Annotated in this window: 18 protein-coding genes; 3 read left to right on the top strand and 15 right to left on the bottom strand. The window is 62.3% G+C overall.

The window, feature by feature from the left end; genetic code table 11:
* Positions 1-22: 22 nt before the first annotated feature.
* From msub_RS17600 to msub_RS17535, 14 genes are all read right to left on the bottom strand, one after another.
* Positions 23-907 (bottom strand): F0F1 ATP synthase subunit gamma, encoded by an 885-nt coding sequence (locus msub_RS17600; protein ID WP_048497447.1) that lies wholly within the window; start codon positions 905-907, stop codon positions 23-25.
* On the bottom strand, positions 891-2426 hold the full coding sequence (locus tag msub_RS17595) for a F0F1 ATP synthase subunit alpha (RefSeq protein ID WP_048497446.1): 1536 nt from the start codon (positions 2424-2426) through the stop codon (positions 891-893). The genes msub_RS17600 and msub_RS17595 overlap by 17 nt, the downstream gene beginning before the upstream one ends.
* Complete coding sequence (locus tag msub_RS17590; RefSeq protein WP_048497445.1) at positions 2419-3186, bottom strand: F0F1 ATP synthase subunit B family protein; 768 nt, start codon at positions 3184-3186, stop codon at positions 2419-2421. The genes msub_RS17595 and msub_RS17590 overlap by 8 nt, the downstream gene beginning before the upstream one ends.
* A 3-nt stretch (positions 3187-3189) precedes the next feature.
* Positions 3190-3477 (bottom strand): F0F1 ATP synthase subunit C, encoded by a 288-nt coding sequence (locus msub_RS17585; protein WP_048497444.1) that lies wholly within the window; start codon positions 3475-3477, stop codon positions 3190-3192.
* A complete protein-coding gene (locus msub_RS17580) occupies positions 3474-4169 on the bottom strand; it encodes a F0F1 ATP synthase subunit A (protein WP_048497443.1) in 696 nt (231 codons plus the stop codon). The genes msub_RS17585 and msub_RS17580 overlap by 4 nt, the downstream gene beginning before the upstream one ends.
* A complete protein-coding gene (locus tag msub_RS17575; protein ID WP_227506843.1) occupies positions 4169-4465 on the bottom strand; it encodes an ATP synthase subunit I in 297 nt (98 codons plus the stop codon). Before msub_RS17575 ends, msub_RS17580 begins: the two co-directional genes overlap by 1 nt.
* Positions 4452-4760, bottom strand: a complete 309-nt coding sequence (locus msub_RS17570; protein ID WP_048497442.1) for an AtpZ/AtpI family protein — start codon at positions 4758-4760, stop codon at positions 4452-4454. Before msub_RS17570 ends, msub_RS17575 begins: the two co-directional genes overlap by 14 nt.
* The gene (locus msub_RS17565; protein ID WP_048497441.1) at positions 4757-5167 is read right to left on the bottom strand and encodes an ATPase; all 411 of its coding nucleotides are present in this window, start codon (positions 5165-5167) and stop codon (positions 4757-4759) included. Before msub_RS17565 ends, msub_RS17570 begins: the two co-directional genes overlap by 4 nt.
* On the bottom strand, positions 5164-6552 hold the full coding sequence (atpD, locus tag msub_RS17560) for a F0F1 ATP synthase subunit beta (RefSeq protein WP_048497440.1): 1389 nt from the start codon (positions 6550-6552) through the stop codon (positions 5164-5166). The genes msub_RS17565 and atpD overlap by 4 nt, the downstream gene beginning before the upstream one ends.
* An 11-nt stretch (positions 6553-6563) precedes the next feature.
* A complete protein-coding gene (gene arcC / locus msub_RS17555) occupies positions 6564-7472 on the bottom strand; it encodes a carbamate kinase (RefSeq protein ID WP_048497439.1) in 909 nt (302 codons plus the stop codon).
* A gap of 1 nt (position 7473) precedes the next feature.
* Positions 7474-8475, bottom strand: a complete 1002-nt coding sequence (locus msub_RS17550) for an ornithine carbamoyltransferase (RefSeq protein ID WP_048497438.1) — start codon at positions 8473-8475, stop codon at positions 7474-7476.
* Positions 8476-8493: 18 nt separating this feature from the next.
* A complete protein-coding gene (locus msub_RS17545) occupies positions 8494-9723 on the bottom strand; it encodes an arginine deiminase (RefSeq protein WP_048497437.1) in 1230 nt (409 codons plus the stop codon).
* A 24-nt stretch (positions 9724-9747) separates the two neighbouring features.
* Positions 9748-11214, bottom strand: a complete 1467-nt coding sequence (locus msub_RS17540; protein WP_048497436.1) for a YfcC family protein — start codon at positions 11212-11214, stop codon at positions 9748-9750.
* Between the two features lie 261 nt (positions 11215-11475).
* A complete protein-coding gene (locus msub_RS17535) occupies positions 11476-13488 on the bottom strand; it encodes a TonB-dependent receptor domain-containing protein (RefSeq protein ID WP_082146580.1) in 2013 nt (670 codons plus the stop codon).
* A 147-nt stretch (positions 13489-13635) separates the two neighbouring features.
* Here msub_RS17535 and msub_RS17530 point away from each other — a divergent pair, with 147 nt between their 5' ends.
* From msub_RS17530 to msub_RS17520, 3 genes are all read left to right on the top strand, one after another.
* On the top strand, positions 13636-14907 hold the full coding sequence (locus msub_RS17530; protein WP_048497435.1) for a sensor histidine kinase: 1272 nt from the start codon (positions 13636-13638) through the stop codon (positions 14905-14907).
* Positions 14904-15437: a response regulator transcription factor gene (locus msub_RS17525; RefSeq protein WP_048497434.1), complete on the top strand. Its 534-nt coding sequence runs from the start codon at positions 14904-14906 to the stop codon at positions 15435-15437. The genes msub_RS17530 and msub_RS17525 overlap by 4 nt, the downstream gene beginning before the upstream one ends.
* 251 nt (positions 15438-15688) lie before the next feature.
* Positions 15689-17821 (top strand): putative bifunctional diguanylate cyclase/phosphodiesterase, encoded by a 2133-nt coding sequence (locus tag msub_RS17520; protein ID WP_048497433.1) that lies wholly within the window; start codon positions 15689-15691, stop codon positions 17819-17821.
* Positions 17822-17832: 11 nt separating this feature from the next.
* On the opposite strand, the gene msub_RS17515 is transcribed toward msub_RS17520, so the two are convergent.
* Positions 17833-18492 (bottom strand): energy-coupling factor ABC transporter permease, encoded by a 660-nt coding sequence (locus msub_RS17515; protein ID WP_048497432.1) that lies wholly within the window; start codon positions 18490-18492, stop codon positions 17833-17835.
* Between the last annotated feature and the right edge of the window lie 64 nt (positions 18493-18556).

The following is an 18556-nucleotide window of genomic DNA, read 5'->3' as shown; positions in this document are numbered from 1 at the left end:
GAAAACATGTTAAGGAAGCGCGTTACACCGATGGTTTCTTCTTCAGTGCTTCAAAACCGATGATGATGTCCATCAGCTCGCTGGTAATCTCGTCCTGGCGCACCAGCCTGAACTGCCCCCCGACCTCCTCGAGACGATCTTCAACGGCCTGTTCCGCCTGCTGCATCAGGGCCAGCCGGGCCGCATTCTCGGTGACCAGCGCTTCTGCCGAGGCCTGGAAGACGGTGGCAAAGATGTGGTTCCGCAGCAGTGCGGCAAACAGCGGCGTGGCCGACATGGTGTAGTCGGGCAGGGACCGGGATTGCCAGCCGGTGTGGCCCGGGGCTGACAGCAACGAGGGCGCCAGTGGCAACAGCGGGGCCATGACCGGTTCCCGCTGTCCGCGCCCGGCCCGCCGGGTGAACGCCAGGGTGACAGCCACCCGGTTATGCAGGTCACCGCCACCAACCTCATCCAGCCGGGTGACGATGTCGCCGGCCAGACGGCCAATGCCGTCCGCCGAGGCCGGCGGCAGGAAGCTGGTATCCGGGGTGAGCCCCTGATCCGTGAGCGCGTCTTTCATGCGGGCCCCGACGCACAGAACCCGGGTGTTGTCGGTGGCCTCCGTTGCAGCCCGGGCATGGCTGGCAAGCGCTTCGTTGTAATTGCCACACAGGCCGTGATCAGAGCCGAACACCACCAGAATCCGCTCGGCCTGCGCGGCCACCGGCATGGCAATAGGCCCGGTCTTGGCCATAAAGGCACGAAGGCCGTTCAGCACGGTCTGGTGGTAGGCCGCCACGGATTCTGCCGCCCGCTCATAGGGCACGGCATTGATGGCAGACATGGTTTTCATGGTGTGCACAATGCCGCGAATACTGGTAAGCGTTTCGGTCCGGCGGGACAGGGCTTCAAGCGTCTGGGTCATCGGCACCGTCCTCCGGCAACGCCAGACTGCTGCGGGCCACCCGCAGGATGGTGGCTTTTTCGTCCTTGTCCAGAGGACGATTCTGACTGATGCTTTCGGCGATGGCGTCCAGTCTGTCGCCAACGCCCTCTCTCATGCGGACCATGGCATCGGCAACGGCGCCTTCCGACAGACCGTCAAACAGCCCTTCCATCGCGGCCGTCAGCACCAGCAACTGTTCCACCGCCGGCACCGGGTCGCGCTCGGGCTGGCGCAACGCAGCACGCACGGCCGCTCCGCGGCTCAGGCGGGCCCGGGTGTTGTCATCCAGTCGGGTGCCAAAACGGGCAAAATCTTCAAGTTCTTCAAACTGGGACAAGGTAACTCGCAGGTTGCCGGCGACATCCCGGAAGGCCCGGTGCTGGGCCTTGCCGCCTACCCGCGACACCGATAACCCGATATCCACCGCCGGGAACTGGTTTTTGCGCACCAGCCGCGGCGACAGATAGATCTGGCCGTCGGTAATCGATATCAGGTTGGTGGGAATGTAGGCAGACAGGTTCTCAGCCTGGGTCTCCACCACGGGTAACGCGGTAATGGAGCCACCACCGGCTTCCGGTGTGAACTGGCCGGCCCGTTCGAGCAGCCGTGCGTGCACATAGAAGATGTCCCCGGGGAAGGCTTCCCGGCCCGGCGGCCGACGCAGCAATAGCGAGAGTTCCCGATAGGATCGGGCGTGGTGGGTCAGGTCATCGAGAACAACCAGTACATCCCGCCCCTGATTCGAGAAGTACTCCGCCATGGTCATGGCCGCATAAGGCGCCATGTAGGCCAGGCCAGGGGCATCCTCATCGCCGGCGGACACCACAATGGTGTTCTCAAGCTGACCGCTCTGGCGCAGGGTCTCTACCACCCGGGCCACCGCGTCCCCGCGTTGCCCGATGGCACAGTAGATACTGAGCACCTCCGAGCGGGCCTGGTTGAGAATGGTGTCGACCGCCAGCGACGTTTTTCCGGTCTGCCGGTCACCGATAATCAATTCGCGCTGGCCGAGCCCCACCGGCACCGCGCCATCAATGGCCTTGATGCCGGTGGCCAGCGGACGGCTGACCGCCGCACGGCTCAGAATGCCCGGGGCGTTGACCTCCACCGGCTTCCGGGCGCTCGCGGCAACGCTGCCTTTGCCATCCCGGGGCTCCCCGGTGGCGTCGAGAACCCGGCCAACCAGACCCGGCCCGACCGGTACGCTGAATACCTTGTGAGTCCGCCAGACATCCTCACCTGAGGTCACCCGATCGGAAGGCCCCAGCAGGATAACCCCCAGCCGGTCCGGTTCCAGATCAAGCACCACGCCCCGGACACCGGAGGCAAACACCAGCAATTCATCCGCCAGGGCACGGGCCAGGCCGGAAACCACGGCAATACCATCCCCAACCTCTGCCACCCGGCCTACTTCCGTCAACGCCAGTGCCGGAGTCGGGCCCTCCAGCAGGGTCCCGACAAACTGGCTGGCATCGGCCCACTCCGGTGTTTCAGCCATGATGATTCACCCGGCCGGAGTCGCCTGCCGCCAGCCGGTCGGTCAGCAGGCCAGCCAGATCATCGGTATAGCTGTCGACCGTCCAGGCCACCTGAACACTGCCAATGCGCAGGATCAGACCGGGTGACTGCCCGGCATCCGTGGCAAAGCTCAGGGTCAGCCCCGGCACCAGGCGTTCCAGCGAAGTCCGCATGGTTTCCTGAACCGCTTGGGGCAGCGGCGAATGGGTTGTCGCCGTCGCCTGGCCGGCATTGACGTCACCAGCGGCCAGTTCCCCGGATAGCGGCTCCAGCCGCGCCATCACGGTCAGGGCCATGCGCTCCTCCATATCGGCATCCGCCAGGTCATGCAGTGCCCGGCGTACCAGCTGATACAGGGCATCCGCACTGGCCATGTGCAACTCCCTGATAAATCTGGCCCGCTCGGCCTCCAGATGGGCCTGCCAGTCCTGCTTTTCCTGTTCCAGCTGTTTGCGGGCGGCTGCCACCATGGCGTCTCTCTGCTGCTCGGCCTGTTCGCGAATCTGCCTGGCGTGGACGGAATCCTCCGCCAGCAGTTTCTGCTTCTGCTCCAGAAAGGCCGCTTCGGCGGCGGCGGCCTTTTCCCGGGCCACTGCCGCCTCACCCATGCGTGTGGCGATTTCCGCCTCCCGGGCGTCGATACCGTTCAGGATGGGCTTGTACAGGAAGCGCTTGAGCAGCCAGACCAGCACCAGAAAGTTGCCAACCTGGGCAATGACTGTGACCCAGTCAACAGACATGGTTCACCCCGCCGCCGACTGGGCAGCCTGCAGCGCCTGATCCCAGAACGGGTTGGCAAACAGGACGATCATGGCCACCACAAAGCAGTAGATGGCGGTGGACTCGATCATCGCCAGGCTGACAAACAGGGTTCGAGACAGGGTCGATGCCGAATCCGGCTGCTGGGCAATGGCCGCAAGTGCGGCGGCGGCCGCCCGGCCTTCACCAAGCGCCGGGCCCAGCGCCCCGAAAGAGACTGTCAGACCTGCAGTCAGAATGGAGACTGCGGCAATAAGGGCAAGATCGGTCATTGGTCTTTCTCCTTTTCCGGGGGTTTCCCGTGAGTAGCGGTGGCGGATGAGATGTAAACCGTCGCCAGGACGGCGAAAATGTAGGCCTGGATCAAACCCGTCAGCAATCCGAGCACGTCCATCACCACGGGGAAAAAGAACGGCGCAACCCCCAGCAGGATGCCGGCGATAACGGCACCGCTCATGACGTTGCCATACAGGCGGATGGCCAGGGACAGCCCGCGCGAGAACTCGCTGATGATATTGAACGGGAGCATCACGACGGAGGGCTCGATATAGGTTTTCAGGTAGCCCCGGATGCCCTGGCGGGTAATGCCGAACAGCGGCACGGCAATGAGCACAGAAAGCGCCAGCGCGGCGGTGGTGGACAGCGAGGCGGTCGGCGGTTCGAAGCCCGGCACCACCAGCAGCAGGTTCGACAGGGCGATAAACAGGAACAGCGTGCCGGAAAAGTACAATACATGGCGGGACGCGCGGGGTGAGATCTCCTCGATCTGGCTCTGGATAGCAGTAACGATGACTTCCAGGGTGGTGCGCCAACGATTGGGTGGGACATCCGGCCGCAAATGGCGGGTAATGATAATCGAGGCAACAGTCAGGACGATCATCACCAGCCAGGTATTAACGATGGTCTCGTTAATACCGATGCCGCCGAGGGTGAACAGGATGGTTTCATCGGGCGTCAGTTGCATCAGGCATCCTCCGGGCGGGGCGCGTTGGCCATGGCAATAGCGATCAGGCGCACCACGAAAAAGGCCAGGCCGTAGCCGGCAAGGCTCCAGAGCAGGGTGGCGCCGGCCGTCACCAGCCAGCCTGCCGCCAGCAGCAACCCGATCCGCACCAGGGCGCTGGGCAGCAGCAGCGCATGGGGCCGGGATGAGGCCAGCGCCAGGCGCACCGTCAGGGCCAGGCCGGCAAAATACAGGCTACTCACCAGCACGCCGACTCCAAAGCCCGTCAGCGCGGCCGGCCAGTCAATGATCATCATGGTTATCCTCCTCTTCCCTGCTTTCCCGGCTGATCCAGGCCCAGGCAATGAAACCACCCACCACGACGCCGCCCAGAATCAGGGCAATCACCCAGGAGAAATCCTGGGGCATGTGGCGATCCAGCCAGAGCCCGAGAAAGGCCCCGCCAACGGTTGGAACCGCAATCGACCACCCGATCATGCCGAAGGCGCCCAGGCCCCGCAGCGGGCTCACCCCGGGGTTGTCCCGGGCCTGCTTCAGGCGCCGGGCCCGACGGCCGATGCCCTCTTCCGGAGACTCCCGCCGCCGGCTCATGTTCCGCGCTTCTGGAGGCTGGCAAAACGGCGCACCATGCCGGCCTCGAGCCTGGACAGTGCCGAGCGCGCAACACGTTCGTCTTCATCCACTTCGATAAAGGTTTTCCGGACGCTCTCCTGCAGTGAGTCCAGATTCTCACCCGCCACACCGCGGCGGGTTGCAACCTCAACCTGATGGCCTTTTTTCACCAGAATGCCTTCATCTATGCCGAAAATTGCCTCACTGCCGTCCGCCAGGGTCAGGATCAAAACCGACGGCACCAGCGAGGTAACAAAATCAATGTGATTGGGCAGCATGCCGAAGGCGCCGTTCTCGGCGACGGCAAACAGCTTGCGGGCCATGCCCTGATACAGCACCCGGGTCGGCAGCCGCAGGCAGACATCCATCTCCGTTGCCAGTGTCATGCCACCACCTCGGGCAGGGCGCCGATCATGTAGTACTCACTTTCATTCTGGTCGAAGTCGGTCTGTTCCAGCAGGGTTTCACAGCCACTGAGCGTCTCTTCGATGGTCACACGCTTGCCTTCCGTGCCGGTAAAGGCCGCGGTGGTGAAAAACGGCTGGGTGAGAAACCTTTCCAGCCGGCGAGCCCGGGCAACGGTCGACCGGTCAGCCGCCGACAGTTCCTCAATCCCCAGCATGGCGATGATATCCCGCAGCTCCTCGTACTCGGCGAGGGTGCGGCGCACCGCCCGGGCGATGTCGTAATGCCGCTGGCCAACCACCGAGGGCGTAAGCATCACCGAGGATGACGCAAGCGGGTCGATCGCCGGGTACAGGCCTTCACTGGCTCGCTTGCGGGAAAGCACCACGGAACCCGACAGGTGGGAGAAAATATGGGCGGCGGCCGGATCGGTGAAATCGTCGGCGGGCACGTAAACGGCCTGAACCGAGGTGATCGAGGCATTGCGGGTTGAGGTGATGCGCTCCTCCAGCTCGGCCAGTTCGGTCGCCAGGGTGGGCTGATAGCCAACCCTGGACGGCATGCGCCCCAACAGCCCGGACACTTCCGAGCCGGCCTGGACAAAGCGGAAAATATTGTCGATCAGCAGCAGCACGTCCCGATGCTGTTCATCGCGGAAATATTCCGCCATGGTCAGCGCGGTCTTGCCGATCAGAAACCGGACACCCGGGGCCTCGTTCATCTGGCCAAACAGCATCACCGTGCTTTCAAGAACACCGGTCGCGGCCATTTCCCGGTACAGCTCCTCCGCCTCCCGGGAACGCTCGCCAATGCCGCAGAACAGGCTGACGCCCTTGTGCTGCCGGGCCATGTTGTTGATCAGCTCGGTAATCAGCACCGTCTTGCCAACCCCGGCCCCGCCGAACAGCCCGGTTTTGCCACCCCGCTCGATGGGGGCCAGCAGGTCAATCGCCTTGATACCGGTCTCCAGTACCTGGCTGCGGACAACGCGATCCTCCAGCAGGGGCGGGAGCTGATGAATGGCCCGGCGTTCGTCGGTGGCCGGCGGCGGCTTGTTATCCATCGGCGCACCAAAGACGTTGAGCATGCGGCCAAGTACCGCATCACCCACCGGCACACTAATGGTCGATCCCGCCGCCCGCACCGGCATTCCCAGCCCCAGCCCCTTCACCGGGGCCAGCGCCATGCAGCGGACCACACCATCGTCTTCCAGCACAGCCACCTCCAGCGCCATGTTGCCGGCATACAACAGCTCGCGGATGCGCGGTGCCGGCCCGGAAAACCGGACACTCACCACGCCGCCCCGGATGGCAACAATGGTGCCAGTGCCGTAGTCCCCCGAATCAACCCGCTCAGTCTGATTCATGATTGCAGCCGCTACCCGGCAGACACACGGGTGCCTGCCGATCCGTCAAGAATAGCCACCGCATCCTGCAGCCGGCCAATGCCGCTGAGCCCGCCGGCCCCGGCAAACTCACAGGCGGCCTGGAGCTTGGGGCCCATGGAACCGGCGGGCATGTCCAGGGCCTGCGCCTGGCTCACCGTCAGTTCGGGCACCGGCGCGGCCTGATCGGTACCGAAATCGCGGTAGACGGCAGTCACATCGGTCAGCAGGAGCAATGCATCCGCCCCCAACTGCCGGGCCAGCAGGGCGCTGGCGGCATCCTTGTCGATGACTGCTTCAATGCCCACCATGCTGCCGTCCTCCCGGCGCAGCACCGGTATGCCGCCGCCTCCGGTGCAGACCACCACCACACCCTGCGCCAGCAATAGCTGCAGCACCCGCAAATCGGGAATTTCCAGGGGCTTGGGAGAGGGCACCACCCGGCGCCATTTGTCACCGTCCTGGGCGATGGTCCAGCCTGCTCCCTCTGCCTTGCGCTCGGCCTCTTCGCGTTCATAGACCGGCCCGACAAACTTCGTCGGCTTTCCGAAAGCCGGGTCTTCGGGGTCCACCACCACCTGGGTCAGCAGGGTTGCCACCGGCCGGTCATGCTCCAGGGCATTCTCAAGTTCCTGTTCGATCATGTAGCCAATCATGCCCTCGGTTTCGGCACCCAGGACATCCAGAGGGTAAGCTTCATCAGGCTTGTAGGAAGCGCCCTGCAAGGCCAGCAGCCCTACCTGTGGGCCATTGCCATGGGTGACCACAAGGTCATGGCCGGCCCGGACAATCGCCGCCAGTGACCGGGCCGCAACCTGCACATTCTTGCGCTGGACCGCCGCGGTCAGCGGCTCCCCGCGTTTCAGAAGGGCATTGCCGCCCAACGCTGCAACCACCAGCATGTCAGCCTCCCAGGGTCGCCACGAGGACGGCCTTGATGGTGTGCATCCGGTTCTCGGCCTGATCGAAAACAATCGAAGCCGGGCTTTCGAACACCTCGTCAGTCACCTCCATGGCGTCGATGCCATAGGTTTCCTGGATTTCTTTGCCTACCACGGTTTCGGTGTTGTGGAAGGCCGGCAGGCAGTGCATGAATCTCGCCCTGGGATTACCGGTTTTCGCCATCAGGGCCGCATTCACCTGGTAAGGCATCAACAGCTTGATCCGTTCGGCCCACTTCTCCTTGGGCTCACCCATAGAGACCCAGACATCGGTATAGACGAAGTCCACGCCGACAACCGCGGTATCAATATCCTCAGTGATGGTGATGCGGGCACCGGTTTCTGCCGCCAGTGTTGTTGCTTCATCCTGCACCGCCTGAGTCGGCCAGCAGGCCTGCGGCGCGCACAAGCGCACGTCCATACCCATCTTGGCACCGCCGATCAGCAGGCTGTCGCCCATGTTGTTGGCGGCATCGCCGATGAACACGTAGGCCACCTCCCGCAGCGGCTTTTCCACATGCTCCTGCATGGTCAGGAAATCCGCCAGTATCTGGGTCGGATGGAATTCGTTGGTCAGCCCGTTGTAAACCGGCACCCCGGCATACTGCGCCAGCTCCTCGACAATCGACTGCCCGAAGCCCCGGTACTCGATGGCGTCGTAGACCCGGCCAAGCACCCGCGCGGTGTCTTTCACCGATTCCTTGTGCCCGATGTGAGTGCCGGTCGGCCCGAGGTAAGTCACCCGTGCGCCCTGGTCGAACGCGGCGACTTCGAACCCGACCCGGGTTCGGGTGGAGTTTTTCTCGAAGATAAGCGCGATGTCCTTGCCCTGCAGCCGCGGCACCTCCGTGCCGGCGTACTTGGCGGTTTTCAGGTCTGCGGACAGCTTCAGCAGGAAGCTGATTTCCTTCGGTGTGAAATCCCTCAGGGTCAGAAAATGCCGGTTCTTAAGGTTAAAAGCCATGGAACGTCTCCTTTGCCGTTAAACAGCATCCCGGATGGTCGGGCAGCTCATGCAGCGACCACCGCCCCGGCCCCGGCCCAGCTCGGCACCGGGTATGGCGAGCACCTCGATGCCGGCCGCCGCCAGTGCTGCGTTGGTATCGTCGTTGCGGTCATAGCCGACAACCACGCCAGGGCTCAGGGCCAGCACATTGTTGCCGTCGTTCCACTGCTCCCTCTCCCGCTCTTCCGGGCTGTCGCCACCCGTGGCCACCACCTCAAGGGCCGGATACCCGAGAATCTCGGCAACCACCTCAAACAGGTGCCGGGGGTCCTGGTTAAAGGTAAGTGTTTTTGCGCCTTCACCGGGGCGCAGGTCATAGCAGACCACGGCATCCGCCACCTCCTTGAACGCAGTCACCACGTTGCCGCCACAGAAGGTAAAGACGGTATCCAGGTGCATCGCCGAGCGCGACCTGGGCAACTGGCAGGCAATCACCCGGTCCACCATACCGCCATCGAACAGGGCTTTTGCCAGCTGGCCAATGGCTTGGGGCGAGGAGCGTTCGCCCATGCCCACCAACACCGTGCGATTGCCCAGGGGCATGATGTCGCCGCCCTCCAGGGTGGCCAGGCCATGATCGACCAGTGGATCGCCCCAGTGCACCGTGACCTTGCCGGCAAATTTCGGGTGAAATCTGTAAATCGCGGTCATCAGCAGGGTTTCCGGCTTGCGGGCAGCCCAGTACATGGGGTTCAGGGTGACGCCGCCATACACCCAGGCGCTGTTGTCCCGAGTGAACAGGAAGTTGGGCAGCGGAGGCAGCACGAAGCCGAAATGCCCGAGGTGGTTGCCAAACAGCCCGGCCGGATCGAACGGCAGATCCGCCACCTCCAGACCACCAATCAGGAAGGCGGCCAGAGCCTGTTCAGGCAGTTCGTCCATCCAGGCCCGCAGATCCGAGACCATGCCCACACCGATGTGGTTCCAGGTAATCCGCTGGTCCAGAATCCAGGCGCGCCCCTCCGGAATCGCCAGGGTTTCCGCCAGCAGCTCGTTAACGTCCAGCACCTCGACCCCCCGGCCCCGCATGACAGCGGCGAACACATCATGATCCTTCTGGGCCTGCTTGACCCAGAACACATCGTCAAACAGCAGGGCGTCGCAGTTGGATGGGGTCAGCCGCCGGTGGGCAAGGCCCGGCCGGCAGACGATGACCTGGCGCAGGGTTCCGGTTTCCGAGTGCACTCCAAGACTTGATTCAGACATGGCAAAACTCCTTTTGCCCAGGGGTTACAGCATGGTGCCAATGCTGATGATCACACTGATAAACACCGTCAGAATGAGCAGCAACGGCCAGATAAAAGCCAGCCAGCGATCGTAGGCCACCCGCGCTATGGCAAGCCCGCCAACCACCACCGCAAAGGTGGGGTTGATCAGGTTCACCAGGCCGTTGGCAGACTGGTATGCGGTCACCACCAGATCTCGCCCGACATCTGCAAAGTCCGCCAGCGGTGCCAGGATCGGCATGGACAGAACAGCCAGTCCGGAGGACGAAGGCACAAAGAAACTCATGCCCACCTCAATCCAGAACATCAGGTTGATGAAGGCCAGCTCCGGCAGGCCACCCAGGGAGGTTTCCGCGCTGTGCAGGATGGTGTCGGCAATCATGCCCTGCTCCATGATCACCACGATGCCCCGGGCAAGGCCAACCACCAGGGCAACACCGAGCAGGTCCCGGGCACCATCCACAAAGCTGCCGGTCAGTTTCTTCTCGCCCAGACGGGCAATAAGGCCGATCACAATCGCTGCACCGAAGAACAGCGCGCCCATCCGCGCCATCCACCAGCCCTGGGACGACACACCCCAGATCATCACGGCGAAGGTCAGCCCGAAGACAATCAGGCAGACGATCTGGGTACCGGTGAGGCTGGCGCTGTGAATCTCTTCGTCATGCCCCTGCAGGAACAGCTTGCGGTGCGCCGCCCACTGCTTTGACACCACCGAGCGAGAGGGGTCGGCCTTGACCCTATGGGCATAGCGCATGACATAGGCAATACAGATCAGCAGGCCGCCAACCAGCAAAATAAAGCGCAATACGATGCCGTCGGTAAACGGTATACCCGCCGCGTTGGCCGCAATCACGGTGGCAAAGGGATTGATGGTGGACCCCAGCACGCCGATGCCGGCGCCGATCAGAATGATGGCAACACCGGTCACCGCGTCGTAGCCGGCGGCGAGGATCACGGGCACCAGGATGGCATAGAACGCCAGGGTTTCCTCGGCCATGCCGTAGGTGGTGCCCCCCAGGGCAAACAGGGTCATCAGGATAGGAATCATCCAGATTTCATGGCCCTTGAGGTGGCGCATGGCGCTGCGAATGCCGGTATCAATGGCCCCGGTGGCATTCATCACCCCGAGAAAACCCCCGAGGAACAGCACAAACAGGGCCACATCAATGGCATTGGCGGCGTAACTGTCCGGGTCGTAGAACCCGGCCGTGGGGGCCAGCATGACATCGACAAAGCCCTGCGGGTTGGGGTCAACAATTTCATAGGTGCCCGGCACGGCGACTTCCCGGCCGACTTCTTCATTCATCACCCGTTCGTATTGCCCTGCCGGAATAACCCAGGTCAATGCCGCGACCAAGGCAATCAGGCAGAACAGTATGGTGTAGGCCGTAGGAAACCGCGAGGCAAGATCGTTTTCCGGGTTTTCAGGGCTTTCAAGGCTTGCGGGTGGCTTGTCATCTTCAGTCACGATGCGTCTCCTGTCCTTAATCGCATAGCGCAGACAGGCTCCTTCCAGGAGCCTCGGGGAGGGCTGAGCACATCCTTCGGCGCCGGGCGCCACGGACTCAGATCTGCATGGCTACAGCATAGTTCATGAAGTGAGATCCGAAGTTGAGATAGCGCAATTTTTAATCGGCCACAAAAAAGCCCCGGATGGAGGAGTTGGTTCCACCCGGGGCGAGAATGGCACCCGCCGGCTATGACAAGCGGGTAACCGCCATAATTTGGCTTACCAGCGTGCGGTCAGTGCCACCCGGAAGGTCCGGCCCGGCTCGTTGACCCGGTAGGCTTCGCCGGTAAACAGGTCCTCGCGACTGACGTGGGGTGCCCAGGTCTTGTCGAAGACGTTATCCACCGCCCAGCTCACGGTCAGATAGTCCATCAGCGGGTGGCTGCCATTGAGACTGAATACGCCATACCCCGGGGAAGGGCCCGGATCGAGGCCGGATTCTTCATCAATGCGGTCCTGCCGCCGTGCCAGCATCCATTCGGCCTGGACGGTATGGCCCATGTGGTGCCAGCCCAGAGTCTGGATGTACTGCACCGGCGGAATCCGTGGCAACGGCTGGTCGCTGTCGTTATTGGTCCCCCGGACACTGGCCAGTTTGCCGGTGGCGCTCCACGTGCCGTTGCTCCAGCCCAGCTCGCCTTCAACACCCAACAGGCGGGCATCGATGTTCCGGTAGCGAATAACGTCCGGGGCCGGCTCGTAACGCAAGACGAAATCGTCCACTTCGTCGATCCACACCGCCGGGCGCCAGTGCCAGCCGTCATTCTGCCCGGCCAGGCTCAGCTCCAGCTTGTGATGTTTCTCGGTCTCGAGGTCCGGATTGCCGACCCAGGCGGTCCCTTTGGCAACATAGCGCTCATTGACCCCGGGGAAGCGAACGCTGTGAGAGGCGGTCAGCTCCAGAGTGTTCATCGGCGAGACCCGCCATTCACCGGTCATGAAACCACTGATGTTGTCATCGGTGGCTTTGGTATCGGTTACGCCATAGACGTTCTCGTAGATGGATGCCGGCGACATGGGCATGGCATCCGGCTTCATGGTGAACGTTTCATCGGCACGATTGGCGTCCATTACCACCCGGTCATAACGGATGCCCGCGCCGAGGCGCATGTTGACCCGGATACGGTGGAAGGCTTCGGCAAACACCCCGACCCGGTCACGCTCCACATCTGGCCAGAGGAAGGAGGCCTGGTTGGTCAGATCCGTGCCGTTGTACAGGGTGGCATCCCAGGTGTTGCTCTCGACATCGACACCGACAGCAATGTTCTTGGTGTAGTCGATGGTCTGGTCCAGCACCAGCCGGGCGCCCCGGGTCCGGGTTTCCGAAAGTGTCTGCATTTTCATGGGCATGCCCATTTTCATCGGCGGCTCACGCAGACTGAAATTGTCCATCACGTGATCCACATCCGCCTGCCAGGCCATCAGCTTCCAGCCACCGCTGGCTACCGGCGCACCCAGCTCCAGGCGGTACATGTCGGTGTCGGTCTTCGGGGCATCCATGCCGGAGGCGTATTTCACATCCCGTTCTTCCTGGCGGCTGACCATGCCCTTCACATAAAAGCCATTGTCCGCTGTCCAGGCGCCGTCCAGGCGGCCCTCAGTGTTCTCAAAGGCGCTCCGGACCTCATTGCCATCGCCGTCCTCGTAATCCTCGGCTTCCTCGTAACCGGCAGACAGCCGAACGTAATTGTCACGATCACCCACAGCCGCACTGCCGTTGACCAGCCTGCCCTCGCCATTATCCGACCCGCCGAGGGTGAGGTGCCCGGTGGTGCGATTGCCATCGGCAAAGGTTGGCGCTGCCGTCGTGGCGACTATCTGGCCGCCGGCAATGGGGCCCCAGCGCAGGGTTTGGTTGCTGGTACGGACTTCCAGTACCTGGGGCAGCGCGGAGCTGAGCCGACTGGTGGGCGGATCCATCCGGTTCGGGCAGGCACCTTCCACCCGCATGCCGTCGAGCAGCACATCGACCCGTTCCTGGCCCTGGCCACGGATCACCGGGTCCAGACCACGCCCGCCCAGTCGGGACAGCGATACTGAAGGCGCCGAATCCAGCCGGGACACCGGCTCCGGCGCCAGGGCCGCTTCCGACAACCGGGCCGCCTCGGCGGACTGGCCTTCGGTGACACGGATCAGCAACTGATCATCGTCCTGTACCTGGGAAAATGCGGGTGAAGTGACACATCCAGCCAGAATCAGGCCGATAATGCGTGCCAGGGTTTTTTCGGTCATGCCTGGAGGTTCCTTACCATCAGGGGAGCTGCAACGTCGGGTTAACTGCCGGTAATGATAAAGACAAACCCGGCGGCGGGCTTGGGACACAATGCCGCACCCCCAAGGGGGTATCCCCGGCGAGAACGCAGGGATAGAATTCCGCGCATGGAATGGCTGACCCACTCACAGACCGGATTTCAACAGGCTGCCCGCTATCTGCTGGGCATGCGTTTGACGATTGTTGCGCTGCAGCTGATTTCGATCGCCGTGGCGGAAACCATGGTGGCCCTGGCACACCGCGCGGAAGCGGTGATTCTGCCCCTGGCCTACGGCGTTCTGGCAACCCTGGCCTGGCTCTGGTTTACCCGGCGCCCGCCGCGTTCGACGCAGGCGGTCAGTCTGGTGCTGATCGTCGATTTGCTGATGACCGGAGTCTGGCTTTACCTCACCGGCGGCTATACCAACCCTCTGGTTTCGCTGTTGCTGCTGCCCATTGCCGTTGCCATCGTGCTGGTGCCGCTGGGCCAGAGTATTGCCGTAACCGTTGCCGGGGTGGCGGTCTACACCTCCCTGGTGATCTGGAACACCCCGGTAACCCATGAACATCACAGCGCCAACCTGGCCCAGTTGCACCTGGTTGGCATGTGGGTCACCTTTGCCACAACCGCCGCCATCCTGCTCCTGGTTGTCGGTGCGCTGGCCCGTCGACTGCGCCAACAACAGGCCCAGCTTGCGCAGATACGGGAAACCCGGTTGCGGGATGAGCAAATCATTGCCCTTGGGCTCTCCGCAGCGGCTGTGGCCCATCGTCTGGGCACACCGCTGAATACCATGACGCTGCTGGTGGAGGAAATGAAATCCGCAACCCCCGGCGGCAAGCCGGATGCCGATGATCTTGCACTGATGGAACAGCAACTGGCCCTGTGCAGCGGCCATCTTCAACAGCTGTCCACGGCGGCCATGCAGGCCAGAACCGCGCAGCTGGAGACCCTGGCCGCCCGGGACTGGGTCGCGCGGCTGAGGGAATCAGCCACCCTGCTCTGGCCGGGAGCAGCCATTGAATGGCGGCAACCGGCACCGGACTGCGCTGTTGCTGTGGATGCCACGCTCGACCAGGCGGTGCTGAATGTGCTGGCCAATGCCGTCACCGCCAGTCCGTCCTGGGTTGCCGTTGCGGCCCGCAAAGCCGCCGACGACCGGCTGGAATTGGTTGTTGAAGACCATGGCGTTGGGCTTGAATCAACCCCTGAAGGCACGCTTGGTGACCAGGTGGTCAATTCGGAAAACGGTCTTGGGGTCGGATTATTCCTGTCCAACGCCACCATCCAGCGTCTCGGCGGCACGCTGAAAGCCCGGGTGGGTTCTGAGGGCACAACCATCATTATCGATCTGCCGGTCGCGGCAGACAGAAACAGCGTGGCGGGAGAACAAGTGTGAGCGAACCGCAGGTCTGGCTGCTTATTGATGACGATGACGCCTTTCTGCAGGTGCTTCAGCGTTCCCTCAGTCGTCAGGGCATTCAAGCCAGCCTGGCCCACAGCCATCAGGAGGCGAAAGCAACATTGGCGGGCGAACAGTTTGACCGATGTGTCCTCGACCTGAATCTGGCCGGCGAAAGTGGCTTGCAATTGCTTCCGGAGCTTCTGGATATGCGCCCGGATCTGGAAATCCTCGTACTCACAGGTTACGGCAGCATCGCCACGGCGGTGGAGGCGATGCGACGGGGTGCCATCAATTACCTCTGCAAGCCGGTAACCGTCAACCAGCTGATGGCCGGGTTCGAGCCACTTGACGGACCACCGGACCTCCGGAATGCACCACCCTCAGTGGAAGAAATGGAGTGGGAACACATCCAGCGGGTCCTCAATGGAAACGAGGGCAATATCTCAGCTACCGCCCGGGCCCTGAATATGCACCGCCGTACGCTGCAACGGAAATTACAGAAGCATTCCCGCTGGCGGCAGTGAACACCGACTATCTGAAAAAAAACTGACATCCATCAAGACGCTTCAACCATTTGGCCATGGTTTTACTGCGCCATTCCGGTAGCATTCCCTACCTTCGAAATCCGCGACATGATCCGGACAAAAGCTGACGGGCCCCATCCCGTTACCCGAATTTCGGAGGCTCAATACCAGCTCAGCCACTATACGTGCCAAAGGTCTCACAGGGAGGAGAGTTCATACATTTACCGGCCGGAAAGCAGACACCGACTCTCATGCCCAGATCCCCGAAAACGCTTCAGCCACCCGCAGATATCGACCCCAATCGCCTTGCCCTGATTGCGGCGGCAACACCCAATTTCCTCGTGATGCTGGATGACGCCGGGCGCATCGAATGGGTGAACCCCAGTTTCGAAGAACAGACGGGCTACCGGCTTGAAGAAATCCGGGGGCGACTCCCGAGAGATGTGCTGTACGGCCCCGAGACCGACCCGGGTACCATCACGCGCATTAATCAGAAGCTGCACCGGGCCGAGGTTATCGAAGAGGACATCCTTCACTACACCCGTTCAGGAATGCCCTACTGGGTCCATACCTATTGCGTTCCTATTGGCACCGCACAGGGCGTTGCGCCCGGTTTCATTGCCATCCAGAACAACATTTCCGACCGCAAGCACAGTGAGCGGGGCCTGCGCATCGCCGCCAGCGTGTTTGACCGCAGCCACGAGGCCATCCTGATCTCTGATCAGTCCAACCGGATTCTCGATGTCAATCCGGCGTTCTCCCGGATCACCGGCTACAGCCGGAAAGAGGTCCTGGGGCTGAATCCCGCCATTCTCAGCTCCGGTCGGCATTCCGGCGATTACTACCAGTCGATGTGGCGGTCGATCGAAAAGACCGACCACTGGCGCGGCGAAATCTGGAACCGCCGCAAGAGCGGTGAAGAATACGTGGAACTGCTTTCCATCAGCCGGGTTCACCTGGAGGAGCCAGGCCAGTATTACCATGTGGCCGCATTTTCGGATATTACGGCCCTGAAGAATCATGCCAGAGAGCTGGATCGGGCCGCCAACTACGATGACCTGACCGGGCTGCCAAACCGGCAACTGCTGGAAGAACGGCTGCGCACGGCCCGCCGCCACGCCGACCGGCAACATCGCAGCGTCTCCGTATGCTATCTCGACCTGGACGGTTTCAAGGCCATCAACGACCGGCTGGGTCGCTCCGCCGGGGATCAGACCCTGCGCACCCTGTCCGAGCGGCTGACCCGGGCGTTGCGCAGCGGCGATACCGTGGCCCGGATTGGCGGCGACGAGTTTGTCCTCCTGTTGCAGGGCGATGACAACCACGAAGCGGTTTACCAGCGCATTCTGGCCACCGTCGGCGCTCCGGTGGCCGTGGGCGACCAGACCATCACACTCACTGCAAGTCTGGGCATCACCCGCTATCCGGAAGACAACGCGGAGGCGGAAGGCCTGATCCGCCATGCCCACCAGGCCATGTATTCGGCGAAAGAGAAGGGCCGCAACCAATACCACTTCTTCGACCCCGGTCTTGATGAGCATCGCCGGCATCGCCGCGATCAGCTGGTGGAAATCACCAGGGCCCTGGAACACGAGGAGTTCGAGCTGTATTTCCAGCCCCAGATCCGCATCACCGATGGCCAGTTACTGGGGTTTGAGGCCCTGATCCGTTGGAATCACCCTGAGAAGGGCCTGGTAGCACCGGGGGATTTCCTGCCCATCGTCGAAAACAGCCACCTGGAGGTGCCCCTGGGCCAGTGGGTGCTCAAGGAAGCGATTCACCAGATGAACCTGTGGAAGAGCGCGGGCGCTGATCTCTCGGTCAGCATCAATATCAGTGCGCCGCACCTGATGGACCGGAGTTTTGCGGATTACCTCGAGAGCTACCTGCACAGCCACCCGGAGGTCAACCCGGGGCGGATCACCCTGGAAGTGCTGGAATCGACCGCTCTTGAAGATACCAAGCATGCCAGCAACGTGCTGGCCCGATGCCGGACCCTGGGCCTGCAGGTGGCCCTGGATGACTTCGGCACCGGATTCTCATCGCTCACCTATCTGCGTACGCTGCCGGTGGATCTCATCAAGATCGACCAGAGTTTTGTGCGCAACATGCTTGACGACGCCAGCGACCACGCCATTGTGGAGAGCGTGATCTTCCTGGCCCAGCGCTTTGCTCACCCGGTTCTGGCGGAGGGGGTCGAAACCATGGAACATGCCCGGGCGCTGCGGCGAATGGGGTGCAACTTTGCCCAGGGCTACGGCATCGCCCGCCCGATGCCCGCCAGTGAGGTTCTGGACTGGGCGCGTCAGTGGCAGGAACGACTGGAGTCCGGTAAACACGGGGATGTGCTCAGCCCGGTTTTGGCGTCCGGCGAAGGGATCTGAGCGAAACAGCGCTATCGGTAACGCCGCTGATCGAGGGTGGTCAGCCGGTCCGGGTGAAAAACCATCAGACCGGTCACGAAGGTGCCGTTCACAAACCCTTCCGGGATCATGAACAGGGGCAGATAACGCAGGTACTCGTGCACCAGTTCATCAAAGGTGTAAACACCACTGCTCCAGAGCATCAGGCACATGACGACACCGGCGACAGCCACCGAAATGCCAGCGCCGAAGAAGCCGCAGAAAAAGATGTAGGCGAAAAAGTTCCGGAAGTTCTTCCGGCGCTCCCACAGCATGACCCAGTGGCTGACGAGCGCTGGCACCATCACCGTTACCAGGCCATTGGCCGCAAACATCAGCAATGGCTCACGGCCAGTAATCACGGTGATTACCAGGGCCAGCAGGCCCGCCAGGACTGCGAGCGCCCACCCCAGCATCAACGTGATGACGGTGATACCGAACACATGGATCGCCAGGCCGGGAGAGATCCCGGCCCGCAACTGCCAGACAAAGCCCAGTACCACCGCCGCACCGAAAAACGAATGCTGGAGCGCGTTATCCTTGCGCAACGCCTGCCAGTCGATGGAACGCAGTGCCCGGGCCAGAATCACCAGGAACAACAGCAGGGTGGTAAGCCACTGGCTGGTCGACAGCAGGTTCTCAGTCATACCCATAATGAAAAAACCGCGGAAACCGGATCGGAACTGACATCATAAAGCTCAGCCCCACCCCCGGCGC

Origin of the sequence: Marinobacter subterrani (assembly GCF_001045555.1) — a bacterium.
Classification (GTDB): Bacteria; Pseudomonadota; Gammaproteobacteria; order Pseudomonadales; family Oleiphilaceae; genus Marinobacter; species Marinobacter subterrani.
This window is presented reverse-complemented; position numbering and strand designations above follow the sequence as displayed.